This window comes from Shewanella sp. MR-4, assembly GCF_000014685.1.
In the GTDB taxonomy this organism is placed as follows: Bacteria; Pseudomonadota; Gammaproteobacteria; order Enterobacterales; family Shewanellaceae; genus Shewanella.
In genome coordinates this window covers 2336478-2360574 of sequence record NC_008321.1, presented here as the reverse complement: position 1 = coordinate 2360574, position 24097 = coordinate 2336478, and the positions used below count along the sequence as shown (strand labels likewise).

The 24097-nt window shown below is 47.4% G+C and carries 24 protein-coding genes and 1 tRNA gene; 9 read left to right on the top strand and 16 right to left on the bottom strand.

Annotation, left to right across the window (positions count from 1 at the left end; translation table 11 throughout):
- Nucleotides 1–11: 11 nt before the first annotated feature.
- Both SHEWMR4_RS10430 and SHEWMR4_RS10425 read right to left on the bottom strand, forming a co-directional pair.
- Complete coding sequence (locus SHEWMR4_RS10430; protein WP_011622750.1) at nucleotides 12–782, bottom strand: SDR family NAD(P)-dependent oxidoreductase; 771 nt, start codon at nucleotides 780–782, stop codon at nucleotides 12–14.
- 60 nt (nucleotides 783–842) lie between these two features.
- Nucleotides 843–2576 carry an IlvD/Edd family dehydratase gene (locus SHEWMR4_RS10425; protein WP_011622749.1) on the bottom strand — a complete coding sequence of 578 codons (1734 nt, stop codon included), beginning with the start codon at nucleotides 2574–2576 and terminating at the stop codon, nucleotides 843–845.
- A gap of 176 nt (nucleotides 2577–2752) precedes the next feature.
- Between SHEWMR4_RS10425 and SHEWMR4_RS10420 the strand changes: the two genes are divergently transcribed.
- The gene (locus tag SHEWMR4_RS10420) at nucleotides 2753–3700 is read left to right on the top strand and encodes a glycoside hydrolase family 43 protein (RefSeq protein ID WP_011622748.1); all 948 of its coding nucleotides are present in this window, start codon (nucleotides 2753–2755) and stop codon (nucleotides 3698–3700) included.
- A gap of 88 nt (nucleotides 3701–3788) precedes the next feature.
- Here the strand turns inward: SHEWMR4_RS10420 and SHEWMR4_RS10415 are convergent, their stop codons facing one another.
- The 5 genes from SHEWMR4_RS10415 to SHEWMR4_RS10395 all read right to left on the bottom strand — a co-directional run bounded on the left by SHEWMR4_RS10415 (nucleotide 3789) and on the right by SHEWMR4_RS10395 (nucleotide 9337).
- Nucleotides 3789–4505 carry a FadR/GntR family transcriptional regulator gene (locus SHEWMR4_RS10415; protein WP_011622747.1) on the bottom strand — a complete coding sequence of 239 codons (717 nt, stop codon included), beginning with the start codon at nucleotides 4503–4505 and terminating at the stop codon, nucleotides 3789–3791.
- Nucleotides 4506–4740: 235 nt separating this feature from the next.
- The gene (locus tag SHEWMR4_RS10410) at nucleotides 4741–5349 is read right to left on the bottom strand and encodes an HAD family hydrolase (protein ID WP_011622746.1); all 609 of its coding nucleotides are present in this window, start codon (nucleotides 5347–5349) and stop codon (nucleotides 4741–4743) included.
- A 76-nt stretch (nucleotides 5350–5425) separates the two neighbouring features.
- Nucleotides 5426–6928: an L-arabinose isomerase gene (gene araA, locus SHEWMR4_RS10405; protein WP_011622745.1), complete on the bottom strand. Its 1503-nt coding sequence runs from the start codon at nucleotides 6926–6928 to the stop codon at nucleotides 5426–5428.
- Nucleotides 6929–6966: 38 nt separating this feature from the next.
- Nucleotides 6967–7662 (bottom strand): L-ribulose-5-phosphate 4-epimerase, encoded by a 696-nt coding sequence (locus tag SHEWMR4_RS10400; protein WP_011622744.1) that lies wholly within the window; start codon nucleotides 7660–7662, stop codon nucleotides 6967–6969.
- Between the two features lies 1 nt (nucleotide 7663).
- On the bottom strand, nucleotides 7664–9337 hold the full coding sequence (locus SHEWMR4_RS10395; RefSeq protein WP_011622743.1) for a ribulokinase: 1674 nt from the start codon (nucleotides 9335–9337) through the stop codon (nucleotides 7664–7666).
- Nucleotides 9338–9706: 369 nt separating this feature from the next.
- Here SHEWMR4_RS10395 and SHEWMR4_RS10390 point away from each other — a divergent pair, with 369 nt between their 5' ends.
- Nucleotides 9707–10237, top strand: coding sequence for a hypothetical protein (locus SHEWMR4_RS10390; protein ID WP_011622742.1), 531 nt, complete (start codon nucleotides 9707–9709; stop codon nucleotides 10235–10237).
- Between the two features lie 228 nt (nucleotides 10238–10465).
- On the opposite strand, the gene SHEWMR4_RS10385 is transcribed toward SHEWMR4_RS10390, so the two are convergent.
- Both SHEWMR4_RS10385 and punC read right to left on the bottom strand, forming a co-directional pair.
- Nucleotides 10466–10556, bottom strand: a tRNA-Ser gene (locus SHEWMR4_RS10385).
- Nucleotides 10557–10636: 80 nt separating this feature from the next.
- Entirely contained in the window at nucleotides 10637–11908 is a 1272-nt protein-coding gene (punC, locus tag SHEWMR4_RS10380; RefSeq protein WP_011622741.1) for a purine nucleoside transporter PunC, read from the bottom strand.
- Between the two features lie 115 nt (nucleotides 11909–12023).
- Here punC and punR point away from each other — a divergent pair, with 115 nt between their 5' ends.
- The 6 genes from punR (at nucleotide 12024) to SHEWMR4_RS10350 (ending at nucleotide 15278) form a co-directional block, all read left to right on the top strand.
- Nucleotides 12024–12926: a DNA-binding transcriptional activator PunR gene (gene punR, locus SHEWMR4_RS10375; protein ID WP_041408771.1), complete on the top strand. Its 903-nt coding sequence runs from the start codon at nucleotides 12024–12026 to the stop codon at nucleotides 12924–12926.
- Between the two features lie 259 nt (nucleotides 12927–13185).
- Nucleotides 13186–13845, top strand: coding sequence for a Bax inhibitor-1/YccA family protein (locus SHEWMR4_RS10370; RefSeq protein ID WP_011622739.1), 660 nt, complete (start codon nucleotides 13186–13188; stop codon nucleotides 13843–13845).
- A 59-nt stretch (nucleotides 13846–13904) separates the two neighbouring features.
- Nucleotides 13905–14294, top strand: a complete 390-nt coding sequence (tusD, locus tag SHEWMR4_RS10365; protein WP_041409040.1) for a sulfurtransferase complex subunit TusD — start codon at nucleotides 13905–13907, stop codon at nucleotides 14292–14294.
- 14 nt (nucleotides 14295–14308) lie between these two features.
- Nucleotides 14309–14665 carry a sulfurtransferase complex subunit TusC gene (gene tusC / locus SHEWMR4_RS10360; protein WP_011622737.1) on the top strand — a complete coding sequence of 119 codons (357 nt, stop codon included), beginning with the start codon at nucleotides 14309–14311 and terminating at the stop codon, nucleotides 14663–14665.
- The gene (tusB, locus tag SHEWMR4_RS10355; RefSeq protein ID WP_011622736.1) at nucleotides 14665–14946 is read left to right on the top strand and encodes a sulfurtransferase complex subunit TusB; all 282 of its coding nucleotides are present in this window, start codon (nucleotides 14665–14667) and stop codon (nucleotides 14944–14946) included. Before tusC ends, tusB begins: the two co-directional genes overlap by 1 nt.
- The gene (locus SHEWMR4_RS10350) at nucleotides 14940–15278 is read left to right on the top strand and encodes a TusE/DsrC/DsvC family sulfur relay protein (protein ID WP_011622735.1); all 339 of its coding nucleotides are present in this window, start codon (nucleotides 14940–14942) and stop codon (nucleotides 15276–15278) included. Before tusB ends, SHEWMR4_RS10350 begins: the two co-directional genes overlap by 7 nt.
- 67 nt (nucleotides 15279–15345) lie before the next feature.
- On the opposite strand, the gene SHEWMR4_RS21185 is transcribed toward SHEWMR4_RS10350, so the two are convergent.
- The 7 genes from SHEWMR4_RS21185 to lrp form a co-directional block, all read right to left on the bottom strand.
- Nucleotides 15346–15468, bottom strand: coding sequence for a hypothetical protein (locus SHEWMR4_RS21185; RefSeq protein WP_011622734.1), 123 nt, complete (start codon nucleotides 15466–15468; stop codon nucleotides 15346–15348).
- Between the two features lie 18 nt (nucleotides 15469–15486).
- Nucleotides 15487–16773, bottom strand: coding sequence for a serine--tRNA ligase (gene serS, locus SHEWMR4_RS10340; RefSeq protein WP_011622733.1), 1287 nt, complete (start codon nucleotides 16771–16773; stop codon nucleotides 15487–15489).
- Between the two features lie 18 nt (nucleotides 16774–16791).
- The gene (crcB, locus tag SHEWMR4_RS10335; RefSeq protein ID WP_011622732.1) at nucleotides 16792–17166 is read right to left on the bottom strand and encodes a fluoride efflux transporter CrcB; all 375 of its coding nucleotides are present in this window, start codon (nucleotides 17164–17166) and stop codon (nucleotides 16792–16794) included.
- Entirely contained in the window at nucleotides 17159–18490 is a 1332-nt protein-coding gene (locus tag SHEWMR4_RS10330) for a replication-associated recombination protein A (RefSeq protein WP_011622731.1), read from the bottom strand. Before SHEWMR4_RS10330 ends, crcB begins: the two co-directional genes overlap by 8 nt.
- A gap of 8 nt (nucleotides 18491–18498) precedes the next feature.
- The gene (lolA, locus tag SHEWMR4_RS10325; protein WP_011622730.1) at nucleotides 18499–19119 is read right to left on the bottom strand and encodes an outer membrane lipoprotein chaperone LolA; all 621 of its coding nucleotides are present in this window, start codon (nucleotides 19117–19119) and stop codon (nucleotides 18499–18501) included.
- 69 nt (nucleotides 19120–19188) lie between these two features.
- A complete protein-coding gene (locus SHEWMR4_RS10320; RefSeq protein ID WP_011622729.1) occupies nucleotides 19189–21933 on the bottom strand; it encodes a DNA translocase FtsK in 2745 nt (914 codons plus the stop codon).
- A gap of 321 nt (nucleotides 21934–22254) precedes the next feature.
- Nucleotides 22255–22761, bottom strand: coding sequence for a leucine-responsive transcriptional regulator Lrp (gene lrp / locus SHEWMR4_RS10315; RefSeq protein ID WP_007647640.1), 507 nt, complete (start codon nucleotides 22759–22761; stop codon nucleotides 22255–22257).
- A gap of 180 nt (nucleotides 22762–22941) precedes the next feature.
- Here lrp and ald point away from each other — a divergent pair, with 180 nt between their 5' ends.
- The gene (ald, locus tag SHEWMR4_RS10310; protein WP_011622728.1) at nucleotides 22942–24057 is read left to right on the top strand and encodes an alanine dehydrogenase; all 1116 of its coding nucleotides are present in this window, start codon (nucleotides 22942–22944) and stop codon (nucleotides 24055–24057) included.
- Nucleotides 24058–24097: the final 40 nt, after the last annotated feature.

The following is a 24097-nucleotide window of genomic DNA, read 5'->3' as shown; positions in this document are numbered from 1 at the left end:
TATTGTGATATTTAAATCCAACCACCATCGACAATAAAATTTTGTGCGGTGCAGAGTTTGCTATCATCTGCTGCTAAAAATAACGCCATAGCAGCAATATCTTCGGGCATTACATATTCTTTAATACATTGGTTATTTTCGATATGTTTTGCCGTATCTTTATCTACCCAGTGTGTGAGTTGACGTTTTGTCATCACCCAACCCGGCGTTAAGGTATTAATCCGGATTTTATCTTTACCTAAATCGGCAGCTAACCCTCGGGTTAAGCCCATGGCGCCGGCCTTAGATGCGGTGTAACCCGCCATGCCCGCTTGCCGATTGTGCCAACTCATTGAACCTAAGTTGATCACTGAGCCTCCACCGAGGCGCTGCATTTGCGGCCTGACCGCTTGTACGGCGAAAAAATAATGCCGCAAATTGGTGTTTAGGCATTGGTCCCAATATTCTGGGGTCACTTCGTCGATGCTATGGCGTTGATCGCACGCGGCATTGTTAATTAATACCGAGATTGAACCTAAATCGTCCTCGACCTGAGCAATCACACGCTTGAGGGCGGCGATATCGACAAGATCGCAGTGATAAAATTGTACGCTGGCCTCTGGTTGAGTCTGCTTAAGGTCAGCGACGAGTTGAGTCGACTCCTCAACTAAAATATCGACAAATGCCACCTTAGCGCCCTGCTCTAAAAAAGCATTAACCAAGCAAGCTCCAATACCCGTTGCGCCACCACTGATAAAAATGGTTTTCCCTTGTAAACTCGGGTATTGATTAGTCAACTTCATAACTCAACCTTTTATTAAAATAATTATCTGGTTTTATTATAAAAGAAAACGAGTTCATATTTAATGGGAATGTGCTGGTATCTCTGCACCTCGACATCCCACGAGAAAATCAAAATCACATCCCTCATCCGCCTGGAGAACATGCTCCTTAAATAGCGAGAGATAGCCACCATTCACGGGAATGGATTTCACCGTCGCCAGTTTGGCAAGACGGGCTTGTAACTCTTGGTCACTGATCTCCAGCTGTAACGTTCCGGCATAGGTATCAAGCGCTATCATGTCACCATTTTGAACGGCGGCCAGTGGCCCAAGGGCTTGTGCTTCTGGGGCAACATGCAGCACAACTGTGCCAAAGGCGGTGCCACTCATGCGTGCATCAGAAATCCTAACCATGTCCTTAATTCCTTTTTTCAACAACTTAGGTGGCAGTCCCATATTGCCGACCTCAGCCATGCCCGGATATCCCTTCGGGCCACAGTTTTTAAGCACCATAATGCTGTTTTCATCGATATCCAATTCAGGATCGCCGATGCGGGCGTTGTAATCGTCGAAGCTTTCAAACACCACGGCTTTACCGCGGTGTTGCATCAGGTGTGCGCTGGCGGCTGACGTTTTGATCACTGCGCCTCGGGGCGCGAGATTGCCGCGAAGTACGCGAATGCCGCCATTTTCAACCAAGGGATTTTCAAGTGACATGATCACCTCTTGGTTATAACAAGGCGCCTCTTTGACATTGTCCCAGAGGCTAGCGGCATTGACTGTAAGCGTGTTTTTGCTCAGTAAATCATGCTCAAACAGCTGCCTTAATACTGCTGGCAGGCCACCTGCGTAGTAAAAGTCTTCCATTAAGTACTGACCCGAAGGCTTAAGATTCACTATGGTCGGTACTGTGTAACCATGGCGCCAGTCATCGAGTGACAGCTCAACCCCTATCCTGCCGGCAATCGCCTTTAAATGGATAACGGCGTTGGTTGAACCACCAATGGCAGCATTGACTTTGATGGCATTGATAAAAGCATCACGGCTTAAAATTTTACTTAAGGTCAAATCCTCTTTGACCATGTCCACAATTCGCATTCCCGACATATGCGCCAATACTTGGCGGCGAGAATCCACCGCAGGAATGGCTGCATTGTGTGGCAAACTCACCCCAAGGGTTTCCACCATACAGGCCATGGTCGATGCTGTGCCCATAGTGTTGCAGGTGCCCGTTGAGCGTGACATATCCGCTTCGGCATTCATAAATGCGGCGAGACTGATGTTGCCCGCTTTATATTCTTGATGCAGTTCCCATACGAGAGTGCCCGAACCGACATCCTTGCCCTTATGCTTACCATTGAGCATGGGACCACCGGTAACAACGATTGTCGGTAAATCACAACTGGCCGCGCCCATCAATAAAGCCGGAGTCGTTTTATCACAGCCCACTAACAGCACAACTCCGTCGATGGGGTTGCCTCGAATGGCTTCTTCCGTGTCCATGGCAGCAAGATTACGGGTAAGCATGGCGCTTGGACGTAAGTTGGACTCGCCATTCGAAAACACTGGAAACTCCACTGGAATGCCACCCGCTTCCCGAATGCCATTCTTTACTCTTTGCGCCAATTCCCGTAGATGACCATTACAGGGCGTCAATTCTGACCAGGTATTGCAAATACCAATTACAGGCTTATTTTGAAAGTGATGCTCGGGTATGCCTTGGTTTTTCATCCAACTGCGATACATAAAGCCATTTTTGTCATCACTACCAAACCAACTAGCCGAACGAAGTGTTTTCGGTTTTTTATTATTCATATGACACCTTCGTCTTCCAAGGCACATGCCCTGCCCGAACGATTGAGTAACACTCAACATAAAACAAACGGACGAACCTAATGCCCTGAGTTAACAATTTGTACTTTAATATTGCTAGCACGTAAAAGTATTGGTATTACTATAATACCAAAATATCAAAAAACAATAGAGGAAGTATGAAAAAGGCATTTTTGAGTGTGTGTTTGGCATTGAGTACGAGTGTCAGCACTGCAGCGATTGCTGCTAACCCTCTGTTTACGGATGTATTTACCGCCGATCCTGCCGCCATAGTGCATCAAGATACTGTTTATCTTTATACTGGTCATGACGTTGCAAAGGACAATCGCACCTTCTTCGAAATGCATGATTGGCTCGTTTTTAGCTCTAAGGATATGCACAATTGGACGGCCCATGGCAGCAAGTTATCTGTGAAAGATTTCAGCTGGGCTAAAGGAGATGCATGGGCTAGCCATGTGATCGAAAAAGAAGGTAAGTTTTACTGGTATGTAACGGCAAGACACAACAAAATCAATGGTTTTGCGATTGGTGTCGCGGTTGCAGATAGTCCACTTGGCCCCTTCAAGGATGCCCGCGGCAGCGCCCTCATCACTAATGACATGACCACTGATACCGAGATTGATTGGGATGATATCGATCCTGCTGTCTTTATCGATGATGACAAGCAAGCCTATCTGTTTTGGGGCAACACTAAGCCAAGATTTGCCAAGTTAAAAGCCAATATGATTGAACTCGATGGCCCAATACACGCCATTGATGTCCCTAACTTTACCGAAGCGCTTTGGGTTCATAAAAAAGATAAAACTTATTATCTTTCATACGCTTCAGGCTTCCCTGAAAAAATTGCCTATGCAACCAGCGATAGTATTCTGGGGCCGTGGAAGTACCAAGGCATCTTAAATGAAGTGGCGGGCAACTCGCCGACAAACCATCAAGCGATTATTGAATTTAAAGGGAAATCCTACTTTATCTACCATACCGGCGCATCGCAGGATGGTGGCGGTGAGTTTAGACGTTCAGTGGCAATTGACCCGCTGCATTACAATGCCGATGGCACCCTACAGCGCATTCATATGACGAGCGAAGGCATCAGCGAGCCGCAGTAATCCTATTTTTTGCTCGCGCCAAAGTAAAAAAGGTGAACCTAAGTTCACCTTTTTTTATCGGTAGAGTGCGTTAAAAATGAATAACTCGTTATTTACGCTCAATATTTTTATGCACTGTATCTTGAGAGGTCGAGAGTAATTTATTCATCTCGGCTTTCGCGCCTTCACTGTCCCCTGCGGCAATCGCAGTATAAATGGCCTTATGGCCTGGGAGTGATTGGATAAAGTCATCCTGAATTGTGCTACTGAGTCTAAAGATTTCGAGCAGCGCAGATTGGATTGACACGCCGAGGGACACCATAAACTCGTTATTGGTCGCATCTAAAATCGCCATGTGGAAATCGATGTCCGAGGTATAGACTTCATCCGTACCTAATTCGGCCGCTTCCATCTTGGCATAGGCCGCCGCAATCACCTCAAGCTGCTCAGGGGTGCGTTTTTTCGCCGCCAGTTCAGCCGCTGCGGGTTCAAACACTTCACGGATTTCATAGAGAGAAGTGTAAAACTCGGGCGAAGGTTTAGATTGGGAAAACCAGTTTAAGATCACCGGATCGAACATATTCCAGTGGCGACGCTCACGAATACGGGTGCCAAGTTTAGGACGAGATTCGATAAGCCCTTTTGCCGTGAGCACCTTAAAGGCTTCCCTCAACGAGGTGCGTGACACTTCCAGCTCTTCACAGATAGCATTTTCATTAGGGATATATTCACCTGGCGCATAAAAGCCGCCCACAATGCGAGAACCTAATTCGCTTGCCACCCAGTTATGGATATTCTGCGGACGGTTATTTGCCTGATTTGCCATAGTGCCCTCTTTAACTCTCTATCTCTGTGCTCAATCCAATCAGCTGGATAAGGTGCTTAACGCTGATAAACAAATGTTATGATACTACCTTTCCTGATAAAGGTAATAAAAATTTTGTTAACGCTAAGAATTTATGGGAATTTCCTCAAACTTACTGTCCCTACCTTACCCCAAACTTTTACATTGTAAAGCCTAATTTTGCGTTTTAGCCAGTGATTGGACAAGCTCACAACGGCTACTGAGCGCCTAGGAAATAGTCATTTTCAATCTGTAATTCGGCATGCACATCGACCACAAACATCCCCGCAGCTTCGGCGGCTTGGATGCCCGCCTTCGCATCTTCAAATACGATACAGCGCTCAGGCGCTATGCCCATCAGTTCGGCGCAGCGTAAAAAGGTATCGGGCGCAGGTTTGGGTGACGCGACTTGGTCGGCGCCCACCACATAATCGACTAATTCCAACAATCCACACAGGGTCAAGATTTGAATTGCTTCCTCTGTGTAGGCGCCTGTGCCGACCGCCATTGGGCGTTTGCCCTGATTCTGCTTGGCAAATTCGGCTAATGCCGTCGGTTTGACATATAAATGCATAGTGTCGCGCACTAGGGCTTCTTTATACTCGTTCATGGCCTCACAACTGGCCGTTGGCGTGACGCCAAAATGGGCGATCAAAATCTCTAAGGTACCAATGGTGGGCACACCCGCTAACGAGCGCATCAGTGCAGGCTCTACGGGGATCCCAAAGTGATTCAAGGTTTGTCGCCATGCCTGCTCATGCAATTGACCACTGTCGACTAAGGTGCCATCCATATCGAAGATAATGCCGTCAAATTCTGTATACATCTGTGTTAACCCTATCAAATGAATGGTGCCAGAAAAATGAAAGCCGCCCGAAGGCGGCTTTATTGCTGCGCGAGAATTATAAACCTCTTGCTAAACCGTAATAAACGGAATTTTGGCGAAGCTCATTCTTAAACTCGCGGATCTTAGTATCGGCATCGATGATAACCAGTTCAGCACCGGCCATTTCAGCAAAGTCGACAATCTGATCCGTCGTGATAGCTTGGCTGTAAGCTGAGTGGTGAGCACCACCGGCGTGGATCCAAGCTGCGGCGGCAACCGCTAAATTCGGACGAGGCTCCCACAGCGCAGATGCGACAGGCAGATTTGGCAGATCCTGTGGTGGTGTCACTGTATCTAATTCATTGAGAATGATACGGAAACGGTTGCCTAAATCGATAGTCGATACGTTGATTGCTGGGCCCGCTTTACCTGTGAATAACAGACGTGGCACGTCACAACGCACACCAATGGTGTGGCGGTGAACTTCTAAACGCGGTTTTGCAGCAGCAATCGATGGGCACACTTCTAACATGTGGGCGCCAAGAACTTGGTCAGTCGCCCCAAAGTTATAGGTGTAGTCTTCCATAAATGAAGTACCACCGGCGCGGCCTTGGCCCATCACCTTCATGATGCGCACCATGGCAGCCGTTTTCCAGTCACCTTCACCGCCGTAACCGAAACCGTTCGCCATCAGACGTTGGGTAGCCAGTCCTGGTAATCCTGTCATGCCGGTGAGGTTTTCGAAGCAGTTGGTAAAGGCACCAAATCCACCTTGGGTTAAGAATTGGGTTAAGCCGAGTTCAATCTTGGCTTCTTTTCTTAAACGGTCTAATTGGTATTCATCGCCAAATAGCTCGTTACCCACTTGGTATTCGCTGGCGTAACGGTCGAGTTGTGCGGTTACATCGCCTTCGGCAATGGCTGCAATCGCTTCATTGAGTTCACCTAAGCTGTAGGCGTGCACTTCGTAACCGAATTGAATTTGTGCGGCAACTTTGTCGCCTTCGGTTACGGCCACTTGACGCATGTTGTCGCCAAAGCGGGCAATACGCAGGTTTTGGCTCTCGTGCCAACCCGCCGCTGCGCGGCACCAATCATCGATTTGAGCCTGTACATCGCTCGATTGCCAGTGACCCACAACCACTTTGCGCTCTTTACGCATACGAGTGCCGATAAAACCAAATTCGCGGCAACCGTGAGCACTTTGGTGGGTGTTCATGTAGTTCATATTGATTTCGCTCCAAGGGAGCTCAGCATTGAACTGAGTGTGTAAGTGCATGAATGGCTTGCTTAATTCATTAAGGCCAGCAATCCACATCTTGGCAGGAGAGAAAGTGTGCATCCACAGAATAACGCCAACACAGTTTTCATCGCTGTTGGCCGCTTGACATACGGCGTGAATTTCACGTGGGGATTTTACGGTTGGCTTATACACCACTTCAATGGAAATGGCGGAAGATTCATTAAAGCCATAAACAATTTGCTCACTGTTTTTAGCGACTTGCTCTAATACTTTTGGGCCGTATAAATCCTGCGAACCCGTGATAAACCACACTTGTTTTTGTTTGAAGGCTTTCATATTACTCTCTCTAGTTTGAAATGAGACCCGACTGGCAATTACTTGCTTTGGCCGTAATAAGCGTCTTTTCCATGCTTACGCAAATAATGCTTATCAATAAGCTCTTGTTTTAACTGACTAATGCCTGGTGATAAAGTTTTGGTGAGATACGCCATCCGAGCGATTTCTTCGAGCAACACGGCGTGGTACACAGATTTAGCCGCATTCGCGCCCCAAGTGAACGGTGCATGGCCTGCCACTATCACCATGGGCGACTCGTTGGGATCTCGGTCGGCGAAACAATCGAGGATCTGCACGCCGGTTTCTTCTTCATAGTCGCGGCTGATCTGATCGCTTCGCATCACTGCTGTGCATGGGATTTCACCGTACACATAATCGGCTTGTGTCGTGCCTAAGCAGGGAATCGCTATCTGCGCTTGCGCCCAGGCGGTGGCATAGGTTGAATGGGTATGGGTAATGCCACCAATACTCTGCCACTGGCGATACAAATAGGTGTGTGTCTTGGTATCGGATGAAGGACGCATGCGCCCTTCTACGATTTGATTCTCAAGGTCAACAATTACAATGTCTTCAACCTTCAAATCTTCATAGGGCACGCCGCTGGGCTTGATACCAATCACGCCGAGTTGGCGGTCAATTTGTGAAACGTTGCCGAAGGTGTAAGTCACCAGTTTGCGTTTCTCAAGCTCCATGTTGGCTTCGTATACTTCGCGTTTTAGCTCTAAAAAAGACATCTTATTTCGCTCCATCAACATAGTGGCCAAGGGCTAAGTACCCTTGGTAAAGCGCTTGATATTTCTCTGCGTTTTCAGGATTTGGCTGATAGGTTTTCGCAACGTTTGAGGCCATGGCGGCTTGGGCACTCAGCACATCGGGATAAACCCCGGCTGCGGTTGCAGCATAAATAGCGGCGCCTAGGGCACAGCTTTGCTCGCTCTCGAGTACGTCGATGTTGCAATTCCACACATCGGCACAGGTTTGCATAATGAAGTCGGATTTTTTCGAGATCCCACCAATGGTGACCACATGGTCAATGCAAACGCCTTCTTGTTTGAAGCGCTCGATAATGGCCCGTGCGCCATAGGCACTGGCTTCCACTAAAGCTTTGAAGACTTGCGGTGCTTGGCTGCCCATGGTTAACCCTGTGATAGCCATGGCAACAGATTGGTCGGCATCGGGGGTGCGACGTCCGTTAATCCAATCCAGCGCGACAATACCAGTCTCGCCAACGGGAATTTTCGCAGCCGCATTGCCTAACATTGTCAGGGTTTCAGATTCGAGTTGCTGAATGAGTTTGGCTTTGGTGTTGTCATCAAATAAGGCAGAGGTGTCAAGCTGTTGCATCGGCCATGCGGTGAGATCCCTAAACCAAGCGTAGAGATCGCCGAAGGCTGACTGACCCGCTTCCAGCCCTATCATGCCGGGTAATACTGAGCCATCCACTTGACCGCAAATACCTTTGATACAACGCTCACCTATATCATCATAACTGGCGACCGTAATGTCGCAGGTAGAAGTCCCCATCACCTTGGTTAAGACACCAGGTTTAACATTGGCTCCAACGGCGCCTGCGTGGCAGTCAAATGAGCCAAAAGATACAATAACCTCGGTCGATAGCCCTAAATGCTGAGCCCACTCAGGGGTTAGCTGGCCGCAAACTTTGTCAGATGTGCAGGTTTCAAGCGGTAACTTGTCTCTCAATCCATCGAGTAAGGGGTCGATACCAACGAAAAAGTCATTCGGCGGATAACCATTCCATGACTCATGCCACATCACTTTGTGACCGGCGGCGCAGCGCCCTGCCTTAAAGACTTTTGGATGTGTGGTGCCTGTCATTAATGCGGTGATCCAATCACAGTGTTCGACCCAGCTATAAGCGGCTTGTCTGACTTCTGTGTCGTGGCGCAATACAAATAGCGCTTTCGCCCAAAACCATTCGGAGGAGTAAATTCCTCCTTCATATTTCAGGTAGTTTTCACTTGCATTGTTTGCCGCAGCGGTAATTTGCTGGGCTTCGAGGATGGCGCTGTGATCTTTCCAAAGCAAAAACATGGCATTGGGATTACTCGCAAACTCTGGCTTTAAGGCTAGAGCAACACCGGATTCATCAACCGCAATCGGGGTTGAGCCTGTGGTATCAACACTCAAACCGCAGACTCTTTGCGCGGCGCCACTGGGAGCTTTTGCCCAGAGTCCTTGAACTACCTCGATAAGGCTTTCGATGTAATCGAGGGGATGTTGTCTAAATTGATTCTTGGCAGGATCGCAAAAAAGCCCCTTCTTCCAACGTGGGTAGTAAACCACATTCGTTGCTACTTCTGCGCCCGTTTGGGTATCCACCAATAACGCGCGAACTGAATCTGAGCCGTAATCAAGCCCTAACGCGTAAGCCCCTAAAACATTCGACATTTGCATCCCCGTACATTTTATCTGCGTCCGATCAGGTTTACGCAGGTAGAGTGAATATTATTTAGTACTACAATATTACTACAGCTTAATAGTAATACAATATGATTTTAATTATTGAGTGATAAAATTTTTAACATTAAGGCTGAGCATGTAACGATTTAGGGGATGAAGCGTAAGAAAGGTAGAAGCAGTGCTGAGCTTGACTCGAGCATGAAGAAGTCGAATAATGGCGCTAGGTTGCAGAGACGCCTATCCGCAGAAGATGACATCACTCTGACTCATATCTCGATGTTCGCATCACATGTATGACACAACAATTGATTAGGTTTGGCTTAGCGGAGATGCCAATAAAACTTAGGAGAATTGTTTGTGATACAACAAATTACCCCTGCACCACGCGCCTTAACCGAAGTTAAAATCCTCGCTAAAAAGCACCTTAAAGCCTGCCAAGCTGGCGATGCCGTGGCGCTAGATAAACTCGCTTCCTTGATGAATAAGCAAGGTTTAACGCAGCAGGATATCCAGCTTAAGCATTGCCAAAGCCTATTGGCTCGTGAGCTCGGTTTTACTGATTTTAATCACTGTCAAAGAGTGTTATCGGGTCAAGCACAAATCGGTGAAGACTTAGGTACCCTATTCCATAGCAGGCGCTGCGATAGCTTGCTCAATCACTGGTTCAGCGTTTTTGATGAGGCGCAGGCTTTTTTACAGCAATCACCACAGATGGTGTTGTTGCCCTACAAAAAGCAGTTCTTTGTGGTTAATGGCGCCGACTATCTTGACGCTCTGGGGCTTAAATTGAGTGACCCCGCCAGCATCGACTGTATATGGGTGGGAAGTGAAACGGTTGTTGCCTATGAAGCTTTTGCGCTAAGTCTTATCAGGCATAAGCTCACTTAGCCTAGCCTTACTTAACCTAGCCTTTAACCTAAGCTGCTTTGCTATTTAAACAACTAGGCTAATAGGTAAACGAAATCCATTGCGAAAGAAAAAGGCTGCTAATCATTAGCGGCCTTTTTATCTGAATTGGGTGGAGGTACTGTGGTTAGCATGAGGAACCCTAGGGTTCTACTTCCGGAACTGCAAAAACAAAAAAGCCATCATTGCTGATGGCTTTTTCGTAGAATATGGCGGAGGAGCAGGGATTTGAACCCTGGGTGGGCTATAAACCCACGCCGGTTTTCAAGACCGGTGCATTAAACCACTCTGCCACCCCTCCGAACGAGGCGCATAATATAAGTTAGTTTACTGACTGTAAAGCACTAACTGATAATTATGCGCTAACTGCTCGTATTACATTCAATCTGCTTGATTTTGCTTCGTATCTGCATTGATCCCAAGACGAGCAGGATCTGGCGCAGTAAAGTGTTTAGCAAAATCAGCCCAAGTTTGTTCGGTTTTTAACAGGTAACCCAAGATCACCACTAATGAACAGCTCAGAATGCCCCAACCTATGGCGACTTCTCCTGAACTTGCCCAGAGTGCGACTAAACTTGAGGCGCCAAAGGCGATGGTGATTTGCAAAAAGTTCTGTAATCCTGCCGCCTTAGCCGCATTTTGAGTGAATTGCTGCAAAGCACTGTTCACCACAATGGGATAAACCGCCCCGTTCGCCGCTGCGAGTATCGAGAAGGAAATCAGCAGTGGGAAAATGGTTTCCGCCTTCATTAATAAGGTGAAAAACACAATCGAGATAACGCAGAGTCCAAAAATGGACAGCAATACGTTGAGTGTACGGTCGGCACCAATGCGTTTTATCAATAACTTGCTTGCGTATCCGCCCACAATAAACATGATGGTTTGCGGAATAAAGCTCAGCCCAATCTCTGTTGCCTGATAGCCGTGTTGCTCCATCACAATCGGCCATACAGTAAGATATGCGAAAAACGCACCCGAACAGGCACCAAAAATCACCACATTGCCAAGGTAACGGGTATTTTTCAAAATCTTGCCGTAGGAAACCGCGCTTGGCTTAGCATCCTGATGCTCTGCATGGCTCGGCACGAAGTATAAGGTCATCAACACCAATAAAAAGGCAATCACACACAATGAGATAAAGATTGCACGCCATCCAAAATCGTTCAGAATATAAGCGCCAAGGATGGGGGCTAATGCGGGTGATAATGCCACTAACGGCATAATGTTACTGAAAATCCCCTGCGCTTTTTCGGCATCATATTGCTCGACCACAATCGCTTGCCAGATGACCCCTGCACTACAGGCGCCAACGGCTTGGAAGAAGCGAGCGATGTTTAACATCAGTATCGAGTCGCTATTGGCGATGGCCACACTGGCGAGCGCAAAAATGCCAAGGCCGAGGATAAGAGCATAACGTTTGCCGAGTTTACTGACCAAGGGGCCATAAATCAGTTGCCCTAAGGCTAAACCAGCCAAAAAACAGGTGAGCGACATTGCTACTTGAGACGGTGAAGAATTGAACGAACTTTCAATTGCTTTGAAAGCAGGCAAATACATGTCAGTGGCAATAAAGCCTAACATGCTTAATAATGCCAAATAGAATAAGAATATAAAAAACTTCATATTTACAAAGATATTACTAGACGTTTTCATAAAATAATCATGTCAAAAGACTTAAGGCGTGCAGTCTAAATACTTGTTAATTTGATTGGAAACGTTTATTTTTGACAGATGCTATCAATTATTTTCATCACAATGGATGTCAGCTATGCTCTCGGAACAAGCGTTAGAACTCATTGATATCGTGGCCCGTGTTGGGAGTTTTACGGCAGCAGCCAATCGACTACACAAGGTCCCTTCTGCGGTCAGTTATGCCGTTAAACAAATCGAAGAAGAACTTGGCGTAGTGTTATTTGAGCGCCACCACCGCAGCGTGACCTTGACCCCCGCGGGAGAGCATTTTGTTAAGCAAGCCAGAAACTTGCTGACTCAAATGGATGAGATGAAACGCGGCACCCAGCGTGTGGCCAACGGCTGGCAACCCACATTGTCTATCGCCTTAGATAACATAGTGCGCGCCGATAGAATTAGCGTATTAATTGCCGACTTTTACCGTCATTTCCATGATATTGAGCTTATCATCCGCATCGAGGTCTTTAACGGTGTGTGGGAGGCGCTTGCGACCGGTCGCAGTGATATCGCCATTGGTGCAACAACGGCGATCCCTGTTGGAGGCGTATATCAATATAAAGACATGGGCGATATTCAATGGGCATTTTTGGTGAGTAAAAACCATCCCTTAGCCAGTATTGACCGGCCCTTGACGGATGATGAATTGCGTCCCTTCCCCTCTATTTGTTTGGAAGATACCTCGCGGGAAATTCCTAAGCGCATGACCTGGTTATTGGAGAATCAACGCAGACTCGTGGTGCCAGATTGGATCCGCGCAATTAACTGCTTTAGAGAGGGATTAGGTATCGGCTATATGCCAGTACATCTGGCCAGCGTATTTATTAAAGCGGGCGCCTTGGTTGAAAAGCAGCTTGAAAATCCGAAATTAACCAGCCCATGTTGCTTAGCTTGGAACGCCGATAAGATGTCGCCCGCCCTAGCTTGGGTGCTCGACTACTTAGGAGATACCGAGAAATTACACCGTGAATGGCTGGCGTAATATTTCCGTATTACCACAGGATTAAGCTTGTTTTAAAGTCTTTGTGTTGCACTGGTGTAACGAAATACGCCTTAAGCGTTAGGCCGCACAGAAAAATCAGTCATTACAACTTGTTATTTGTGGCGTGAATCCTTTAAGCACAGCGCTGTTTTCGGTAGTATTCACCCAGTTTTACTGGATTTGCGATATTGATGGGAACTCTCGTCCCCGTTAAAAATCAAAATGATCAGTTTGGATTTAAAAGCTAATGGAGAAATATATGACTCAGCAAACTTTGTACTCAGCGAGTGCATCCACCTTAGAAGTGAATAAACTTCTTAAAAATACCTATTTATTGTTGGCCATGACCCTCGCCTTCTCGGCATTGTGTGCAGGCTTAGCGATGGCACTCAATATTAGCCCTCTGATGTCACTCGGTTTATCTATCGGTGGTTTAGTGCTGTTGTTCGTTACCCTACGCAAAGCTGACTCGGCTGCGGGCATCTTCTGGGTATTTGCCTTCACCGGTATGGAAGGCGCCTCATTAGGTTACATGCTTAACCACTACGCTGGCATGACCAATGGCTCTGAGCTTATCATGCAAGCTTTAGGATTAACCTCGGTTATCTTTATTGCGCTCTCAGCCTATGCAGTCACAACGAAGAAAGATTTCTCTTTCCTACGTGGTTTCCTGTTCGCCGGATTGATTGTGGTGATCGCCGCTGCGCTGATTAACATTTTCGTGGGTAACAGTGTGGCCTTTATGGCGATTAACGCGGCTCTTGCACTGTTAATGACCGGCTTTATCCTGTTCGATACTAGCCGTATCGTGAATGGTGGCGAGACTAACTATATCCGCGCCACTATCTCCTTGTATCTGGACTTTTTAAACCTGTTCATTGCCATTTTGCATTTGCTTGGCATTGGTAACGATGATTAATCCCCTTTTCGCGAAACTTACGCTAAAATGGCCCTACTTTTAGGGCCATTTTTTTTATGATGAGCAAATTTATTATCCAAGTAAACGGGCCAGCCTATGGCACGTCGGCAAGCGTGAATGCCCTACGTTTCACCCAAGCCTCCTTGCAAAGCGGACATGAGATTGTCTGCGTGTTTTTCTATCAGGATGGCGTGTATAACTCGACGGACTTTAACTTACCCGCATCCGATGAATATGATGTGGTTAAAGCTTGGAAACAACTGGCAGCCGAGCATCAAGTCTCGTTAGTAAACTGTGTCTCAGCGGCATTACGACGTGGCATAGTCTCGCAGCAAGAGGCGCAAGAGAACGGCTTAAGCCACTGGAATGTTGAACATTCTTTTATTATGGGTGGACTAGGTGAACTGGTCACGGGAATTGAATCAGCCGATCGTTTGATCTGCTTTTAAGCTTCGGAAATGTTATGAAAAAAATCTGTATATTGTTCCGAAGCGCGCCCCATGGCACCACTAAGGGCCGCGAAGCCTTAGACTTTGCCCTGTTAAGCGCCAGCTTTGAGCAAGAAGTGAGTTTAGTGTTTGTCGATGAAGGCGTGTTGCATCTGCTAAAAGACCAACAACCCGAGCTTATCGGCGGAAAAGATTACCTCGCCGCGCTAAAAGCGCTCCCGCTGTACGACATCGAATCAGTGTTCGCCTGCAAACAGTCCTTAGGTGACTACGGCTTAAGCCATGGCTTGCTGTCGATTCCGGTGACTATCTTAAACGATGAAGCCATCTCGGCTCACTTAAAAGCCGTCGATGAGGTCTTAGTATTCTAATGATTTTACATCATATCCAAACCTCGCCTAGCCGAGACAATGCCCTCAAACTTTGCCTGCGTTATGCTTGCAAAGAGGATGCGATTTTACTCTCAAGCGATGGCGTTAACGCATTATTACTGCGCCAATGGGCCATGGCGCTATCGCCCTTTAAGGTGATGGTGCTGAAGGACGATGTCATCGCCCGCGGCTTAACGGAACGTCTTAAAAACATTAGTCAAATTGATTACAACGAGTTTGTCGCTCAATCTTTGCAGCACGATAAGGTGATCACGTGGTAAATCCGCTTATATTCAATGGCGTCGAAATTGAGCGCGACCATCAAGGTTATTTAAAGAATATCGCCGACTGGCAGCCGGATATGGCGCCGCTGTTAGCCCAAGAAGAACAGATTGAACTGACCAGTGCCCACTGGGAAGTGATCCACTTTGTTCGAGATTTTTATCTGGAATATAAAACCAGCCCTGCGATCAGGGTGTTAGTTAAAGCTATTGGACAAGCCTTAGGGCCGGATAAAGGTAACTCCAAGTACCTCTATACCCTCTTTCCGGTTGGTCCTGCCAAACAGGCGACAAAGATTGCGGGCCTGCCTAAACCTGCCAAGTGTATTTAAGGTTTAATCACTTCTGCTAACAAAAAAGGTATATTCCAGTGGAATATACCTTTTTATTTGAGTCGTGCTATTTCACGTTTTCTAACACAACCCAGACGGCTTTACCTAGGGTGGCCAACATCACAGCGCAAAACACGGCGATGACAGCGGTGTAGGAAAGCCAACGAAGATAACGTTGACCTTTATCCATGGTGTTGTGTTACGCCAATTAACCGATCTGAGTCAGTCCGCCCATGTATGGACGCAGAGCTTCTGGAATGGTCACGCTACCATCGGCATTTTGATAGTTTTCTAAAATCGCAACTAACGTACGACCTACCGCTAGGCCTGAGCCGTTTAAGGTGTGCAGCAAGGCTGGCTTGTTATCGGCCTTAACGCGGTAACGGGCTTGCATACGACGGGCTTGGAAGTCTTTCATGTTTGAACATGAAGAAATCTCGCGGTAAGTGTTTTGGCCTGGTAACCACACTTCGATATCGTAGGTTTTGCTTGAACCAAAGCCCATGTCACCGGTACACAGGATCACAGTGCGGTATGGCAGACCGAGGCGTTGCAGTACGGTTTCAGCGTGGCCCGTTAGTGCTTCGAGCGCCGCCATTGAGTCTTCAGGCTTAACCAGTTGCACTAATTCCACTTTATCGAATTGGTGCTGACGGATAAGACCACGGGTATCTTTACCGTATGAGCCAGCTTCACTGCGGAAACAGGCGGTATGCGCGGTTAACTTAATCGGTAATTCGTCTTCATCGACAATGCTGTCACGCACTAAGTTCGTTAATGGCACTTCTGCGGTTGGGATCAGGCTTAAACCTTGGCCTTCTTCGGTCGCAGGTTTAGTGTGGAACAAGTCTTCACCAAACTTAGGCAATTGGCCTGTACCCAGTAAGCTTGCTTCGTTAACCAGTAATGGCACGTAAGCTTCGGTATAACCGTGCTCAGTAGTGTGCAGATCTAACATGAACTGACCTAATGCGCGGTTTAAACGGGCGATTTGGCCTTTCATCACGATAAAGCGTGAGCCAGTGATTTTCACGGCGCTCTTAAAATCTAAACCGTTTAGGCCTTCACCTAAGTCGATATGATCTTTAACAGGGAAATCGAAGCTGCGTGGTGTGCCCCAACGACGGATTTCAACGTTTTCAGTCTCGTCAGCACCTATAGGCGCAGACTCATCCGGCAGGTTTGGCATCGACATGGCAATCGCGTTCACTTCTTCAAGTACCGCAGCCAGCTCGACTTTCTTCGCATCTAATTGCGCACCTAAATCGCCAACCTGCGCCATGATGGCATCCACATCTTCGCCGCGGGCTTTTGCTTGTCCGATGGACTTGGAAATAGCATTACGCGAAGCTTGTAACTCTTCAGTCGCCACTTGCAGTGACTTACGTTTTTCTTCTAATTGAGTGAGATGAGCGACATCTAAAATAAAACCACGGGTAGCTAATCGCTCAGCGGTAACTGCTAATTCGTTGCGCAAAAATTTAGGATCTAACATGTGATATATTCTTAATAGTTAAATGCGAGAAAAAACCAGTTGTTGGCCTAAGTAAACCATAAACAAACATAGACTTAGGTTCAACACCACATTCAAAGCCGCCTTCAACCAATCTCCTTCTTGCATCAGCAATAAAGTTTCGTTTGAGAAAGTTGAAAACGTTGTCAAAGCGCCTAACAGGCCAACGCCGATCAGGGCTTTGAGTTCTGGGCTGATATGACTCATTTGTCCCAGTGCGTAAATGACGCCCATTAAAAATGAACCGAGGACATTGACCAACAGTGTACCAAAAGGAAAACTGCTGCCAAATACTTGGATCATGAATATTGAAATAAGATAGCGAAAAACCGCACCAATGGAACCACCCAAGGCCACAAGTAGGAGATTATTCATACCTTTTTCTCCCACTGGCTTGATCTAATTGCGCTAATTGCGCCAATTTGTCCTTAATCCGCTTCTCAAATCCGCGTTCGGTCGGGAAATAAAATTGCGATGCTTGTAAGGATTCGGGGAAATAATTCTCGCCACTGGCATAGGCATTGGGTTCATCGTGGGCATAGCGATATTCGGCGCCAAAGCCCATTTCCGCCATGAGTTTGGTCGGCGCATTGCGCAGATGATAAGGCACTGCCTCTTGGCCCGTTTCGCGGGCGAGCGCCCTCGCAGCTTTAAAGGCGGTGTAAACGGCATTACTCTTAGGCGCGCTGGCTAAATACACAATCGCTTGGGCAATCGCCCGCTCACCTTCGGCGGGTCCTACGCGGTGGAAACAATCCCAGGCATTGAGCGCGACTGTCATGGCATTAGGATCGGCATTACCCACATCTTCCGAGGCTATGGCTAATAAGCGTCTGGCGACATATAACGGATCGCCGCCGCCTTCTAGAATGCGGCAGAACCAATACAGCGCGGCATCGGGCGCCGAGCCACGAATCGATTTGTGTACCGCCGAAATCAAATCGTAAAACTGATCGCCGTTTTTATCGAACCCCGCCACTTGATGGCCGGCGACTTGTACCAGCATCTCTGTGGTAAAACTGCCGCTATCGGCCACCATATCGCTCATCAACTCAAGCAAGTTTAGCGCCTTGCGCGCATCGCCGTCACAGAGCTGCGCCAGCTTATTGAGCACATCCGTTGGCATGACTAACTGACGCTGCCCTAAACCACGCTCGGTATCCGTTAAGGCTTGGGTGATGATATGTACTATCTCGTCTTGGCTTAAGCGCTTGATAAGATAGACACGTGCCCGCGACAGTAAAGCGTTATTGATTTCAAATGAAGGGTTTTCAGTGGTCGCCCCAATAAAAATCACAGTGCCATCTTCAATGAAGGGCAAAAAGGCGTCCTGTTGACTCTTATTAAAGCGATGCACTTCGTCGACAAACAGTAAAGTGCGTTGTCCACGGGATTGGGCAACGGCTTGGGCCTGCTCGATGGCGGCGCGAATGTCTTTTACACCCGAGGTAACCGCCGAGATGCGTTCAACATGGGCATTGGAATAATGGGCAATAAGTTCGGCAAGTGTCGTTTTACCTGTGCCCGGTGGTCCCCATAACATCATCGAATGGGCACGGCCCGCTTCTAATGCTTGGCGCAGTGGTTGGCCTTCCCCCAACAAATGGGCTTGACCCATATACTCGGCAATCGTCCTTGGCCGCATACGCGCGGCTAATGGACGAAAATCAGGCGCAAAATTAAACGATAAACTGCTCACGCGCTAACCTATTGGGTTTTAAGACGTTGATCATCCACATCAACGTTTTCTGGCAACACAAACTTAAACAGCGCTTTATCTGCGGCGTTAATGCTGTGTTGGTTACTCAGGTCAAATTGGCTCAGGTTGCCTTTATCATCGAGCACATTAAATTTATTCAGTGTACCTTTGTTAAAACAGACATTGACCGAGGTGATTCCCGCATCCGTGGACTTAGGTTTGATTTCATAACAGTCTTGCTTTTTGGTCACGCTATATTGCGACCAAGTGGCGTCATCGCGGTGCACCAATAAGGCGATGGGCGATGCATTAATGGCTTCAGCAAAATCCATAATCACCACTTCTTCGGCGAAGGGATTGTAGATCCATAAATCTTTACCGTCGGCGACAATTTGGGATTCATCGGGCGCGGTTAAATGCCAATAAAACTGGTTTGGATGGGCCAGTGCGAATACACCCGCGCCCGTTTGGATGACCTTTTTATTGATATCGGTAACGGTTTGCTTGAAATCGGCCTTGAGTGACTCAGTGCCGTTTAAGGTTTCGCGTAATTGCTTTGCGTCATCGGCCAATACTGCATTGCTGTATAACAATGGTGATAACAACACAGCACACAACAGTTTTTTCATAGGTATCCTTTGGACTAAAAGTTGAACTCGCCGCATTATGGCGAGTTCAAACTGACATCTAGCTTAACATTAATAGTGTTTCGGGGCCGGCGGTGCCAGCACTTCGCGGTTACCATTATGGCCCTGCGCCGAGACCACACCCTGCATTTCCATTTGTTCGATAATACGCGCGGCGCGGTTATAACCAATCTTAAATTTACGCTGCACGCTCGAAATTGAACCGCGGCGAGTTTCGGTCACGAAGGCGACGGCCTCATCGTAAAGCGGATCGTATTCTTCATCGGATTCGGCGGTTTCACCCGGCAAGAGCACTTGTTCGCCTTCACTCACACCATTGAGGATCTCATCAATGTATTGTGGCTTACCACGGGCACACCAATCGGCCACCACACGGTGAACTTCATGGTCATCGATAAAGGCACCATGAACACGGTTTGGCACCGCAGTTCCGGGTGGTAAATACAGCATGTCACCCATGCCCAATAAGGTTTCAGCGCCCTGCTGATCCAAAATGGTACGGGAGTCGATACGGGAAGACACTTGGAAGGCCATCCGTGTCGGGATGTTGGCCTTAATTAAGCCCGTGATCACATCCACCGATGGACGTTGGGTCGCGAGGATTAAATGGATACCCGCAGCACGGGCCTTTTGGGCGATACGGGCGATCAGTTCTTCCACTTTCTTACCGACAATCATCATCATGTCAGCAAATTCGTCGACGACAACCACAATCGATGGCAGTTTATCTAAGGCTGGCGCCTCTGGCTCCATGCTGTCAGATGACTTCCACATGGGGTCTAAAATCACTTCGCCATTCGCTTTCGCTTCGGCAATCTTCGCGTTATATCCCTTGATGTTACGAACGCCCATCATAGACATTAGCTTGTAGCGGCGCTCCATCTCACCCACACACCAGCGCAGCGCATTGGCCGCTTCTTTCATGTCGGTAACCACTTCACAGAGTAAATGTGGGATGCCTTCATAAACCGATAATTCCAGCATTTTCGGGTCGATCATGATAAAGCGAACATCTTCAGGGCCAGACTTATACAATAAGCTGGTGATCATCACGTTCACCCCGACCGATTTACCCGAACCTGTGGTACCGGCTACCAGTAAGTGCGGCATTTTGCCTAAATCAACCACTACAGGCTCGCCGGAAATGTCTTGGCCAAGCACCATGGTCAGGTTCGATTTGCTCTCGGTAAAAGCTTCGCAATCGAGCACATCGCGCATGTACACGGTTTCGCGGAACTTGTTTGGCAGTTCGAGACCCACATAGGATTTACCCGGAATGACTTCAACCACACGCACACGCTCGGCCAGTAGCGAACGCGCTAGGTCGTTGGCAAGGTTTGAAATCTTCGAGGCTTTAATACCTGGCGCTAAATCTAGCTCAAAACGGGTGATCACAGGACCGGGATAAACCCCCACTACAGTGGCCACAATGTTAAAGTCGGCAAGCTTGGCCTCGACTAAGCGGGCTACTTGCTCTAATTCCTCAGGGCTTATCGGATTCTTTTTACGATTAGGCACATCCAGCAAGCTGATGCTTGGCAACGGATCCATAGGTTTTGCTGGAACAGGTTTATCTTCTTGTCCCGGTAAGACCACAATGCCATCGACAATCTTCGCCTTTGGCGCTTCTTTTTGACGTTGCGCCTGAGTCACTGCGCCCGTTGAGGCCTTAGTATCAAAATCGATGACATCATCATCGTTGAAACCTAATTCGTCTTCAACCTCATCATCGAGCATGGTTTCACGATGGAATACGGGTTCATCGTCATCTTCATCTTCGAAAACGTGCGCCTTGAACTCAGTTTCATCATCTAAATCTAACTCGGCCTCTTTAGGCTTGGCGACCCAAGGCGGCGCTTCAAAATGACCATGCTCAGCCACGGCACTGGCTTGATCTAATTGGGGCTCAACTCTTTGCAGGCCTTTAGGTTCAGCCTTGGTTTTATTGCTGTTTAAACTTAAGATTTTCGCGAGCGCCGACAGCTTGCCCTTACCTGTGCTTGCTTCGGTGATGATTTCGTCGCTGACCTCTTCTTCCTTCGCGGGGCGAGTCGTGAAGATACGACTCGGTGCCACCTCTGGCTCACGCACCCGGGCTTTTTCAAGCTGATGCTGTGAGTCACGGCGCTGTTTAAACTTATCAACGACCGTCATAAAACCGCGGGTATCTTCGGTTTCACGCTCGCGTTTTAACGCCTGCGGCAGACGTTTGAGCTTTCTAAAACACCAAATGGAGGCAAAGCCGACCTTCTCGACCACAGTCAACCAGCTGATCCCAGTTAAGAGCGTAAAGCCCGAGCCTAAAAAGCACAGCAGCAACAAGGTCGTACCGAGCTTATTAAAATACGGCAACATGGCTTGGCCGATAACATCCCCTGCCACGCCACCTGCGGAAAACTCATAGATATTATTGGCATTCATGCTGGCTAATGCTGAAAAACCAAGAATAAGCAGTAGAAAACCTATGATGCGCAGTGCGACTGAAAAGTAGTCAATTTCCAATAAATCATGGGCGCGTTTGAAAAGCAGCCAACCTGTGGAGGCCACAATGATCGGCATGATGTAAGCAGTGACGCCAAAAAAGTACAGCAGAATGTCGGCAATCCACGCCCCGACTGCCCCCGTCCAGTTTTTGATATCGCCTTGAAAATGAGACTGGCTCCAGCCCGGATCCGACGGACTAAAACTGGTTAAGGCAAGCAAAATATAGGTGGCTAAAACACAGCAAATGATGAGTCCGCCTTCGAGCAGACGCTGCAGCCCTGAGAGCGTGCGTACACTATTTCCTTGAGACAAACGACTTAATCCATAAAAATGAAAACAGGTGGGCTAACGATACCAGAATCCCACTAAATGTGGAGCATCTTAGGGCGTTTTTATCCTAAGAATTACTGGTGCAAGACAAAAAAACGGCGCTAACGACATAAAGCCAAGCTTTTGCGCACTAACTGGTTATTACACAACCAATTTGCTGCATTTATTTAAGATAAATGCGAGATAAAAATATGCCCCTAAGCTGGCAAACCTAAGGGCAAAGCAAGGTGATCATTGTGTTCGAAACGACTTACACTGGAATAAATAAGGGGCCTAAGCCCCTTATTGAAAACGTTCAGGGTATTAAATATCGGAGAGCAAGTGGTTTATTGCGACGCGACTGGTGTGTTTCACTTCTTCCATCACCACGTAAGTACGGGTATCGGAGACTGAAGGTAATTTCAGCAGCGTCTCACCGAGTAAACGGCGGTAAGCTGACATATCAGAAACACGTGTCTTCAATAAGTAGTCAAAGTCACCAGAAACCAGATGACACTCTTGAATATCATCTAACAGTTGCACAGCGCGATTAAACTTATCAAATACTTCGGGAGTATCACGGCTCAACGTGATTTCCACGAATACCAGTAGGGATGCACCCAAGAAATGAGGATTGACCAAGGCGGTATAGCCATTGATATATCCTTGCTTTTCGAGCCGTTTCACTCTTTCTAAACACGGAGTCGGACTTAATCCAACTCTTTTAGATAGTTCCACATTTGAAATGCGTCCATCAATTTGTAATTCATTAAGAATGTTGCGATCGATGCGATCCAAGTCTTTTACAGGACTCTTTTTATTATATGCCATTTATTTAACCTTGCTTTATCACTAAAACAACATTTTATTCTACGTATGTCAAAAGTTCAGCAGCATAAACTGCGTCGCCGATACTATACTAGATATCCCTGAATTAATCACGTTCAGGTCACGATAAAATAACAATTATGCCCATTAAAAGTGGGTTTTTCAGGCAATTGAGGCTCAAAAATGATTATTGGTGTACCAAAGGAAATTAAAAACCACGAGTATCGTGTCGGTATGGTTCCTTCAAGCGTTCGCGAATTGACAATCAAAGGTCACGAAGTGTTTGTAGAAACTAATGCCGGCACGGGAATTGGTTTTTCAGATCAGGATTATGTTGATGCAGGTGCCAAAATATTAGCAACTGCTGCTGAAGTCTTTGCTAAAGCAGAGATGATCGTAAAGGTAAAAGAGCCTCAAGCAGTTGAACGCGCTATGCTGCGTCATGACCAGATTTTATTCACTTATCTGCATTTAGCGCCAGATTTACCGCAAACAGAAGATTTAATTAAAAGTGGTGCCGTATGTATCGCTTATGAAACCGTAACTGATGACCGTGGTGGCCTGCCCCTGCTTGCGCCAATGTCAGAAGTGGCGGGTCGCATGTCGATTCAAGCAGGCGCGATGGCATTAGAGAAATCCTCTGGTGGCCGCGGCATGTTACTTGGTGGCGTACCTGGTGTTGAGCCAGCTAAAGTTGTGATTATCGGTGGCGGCATGGTCGGTACCAATGCAGCACAAATGGCTGTGGGCATGGGCGCTGATGTTGTCGTACTTGACCGCAGTATCGATGCACTGCGTCGCTTAAACGTACAATTTGGTTCAGCAGTTAAAGCGGTTTACTCTACTGCCGACGCAATTGAGCGCCATGTATTAGAAGCTGATCTCGTGATTGGTGGCGTATTAATTCCTGGTGCTGCGGCACCTAAACTTGTGACTCGTAGCATGATTGCACGCATGAAACCAGGCAGTGCTATCGTTGACGTAGCAATCGACCAAGGTGGTTGTGTGGAAACTTCACATGCAACGACTCACCAAGATCCAACCTACATCGTTGATGACGTAGTGCACTACTGTGTGGCAAACATGCCTGGTGCCGTTGCCCGCACTTCAACTTTTGCTCTGAATAACGCGACTCTGCCTTATATCCTTAAGTTAGCTAACTTAGGTTATAAAGCTGCCCTGTTACAAGACAAACACTTACTAAACGGTTTGAACGTGATGCACGGCAAACTGGTTTGTAAAGAAGTAGCTCAAGCATTAAATCTTGAGTACACAGCACCAGCAAGTTTATTAGCCTAATCATATGAGAGCATAGGTCTTCACTTACCTACTCAGTTTT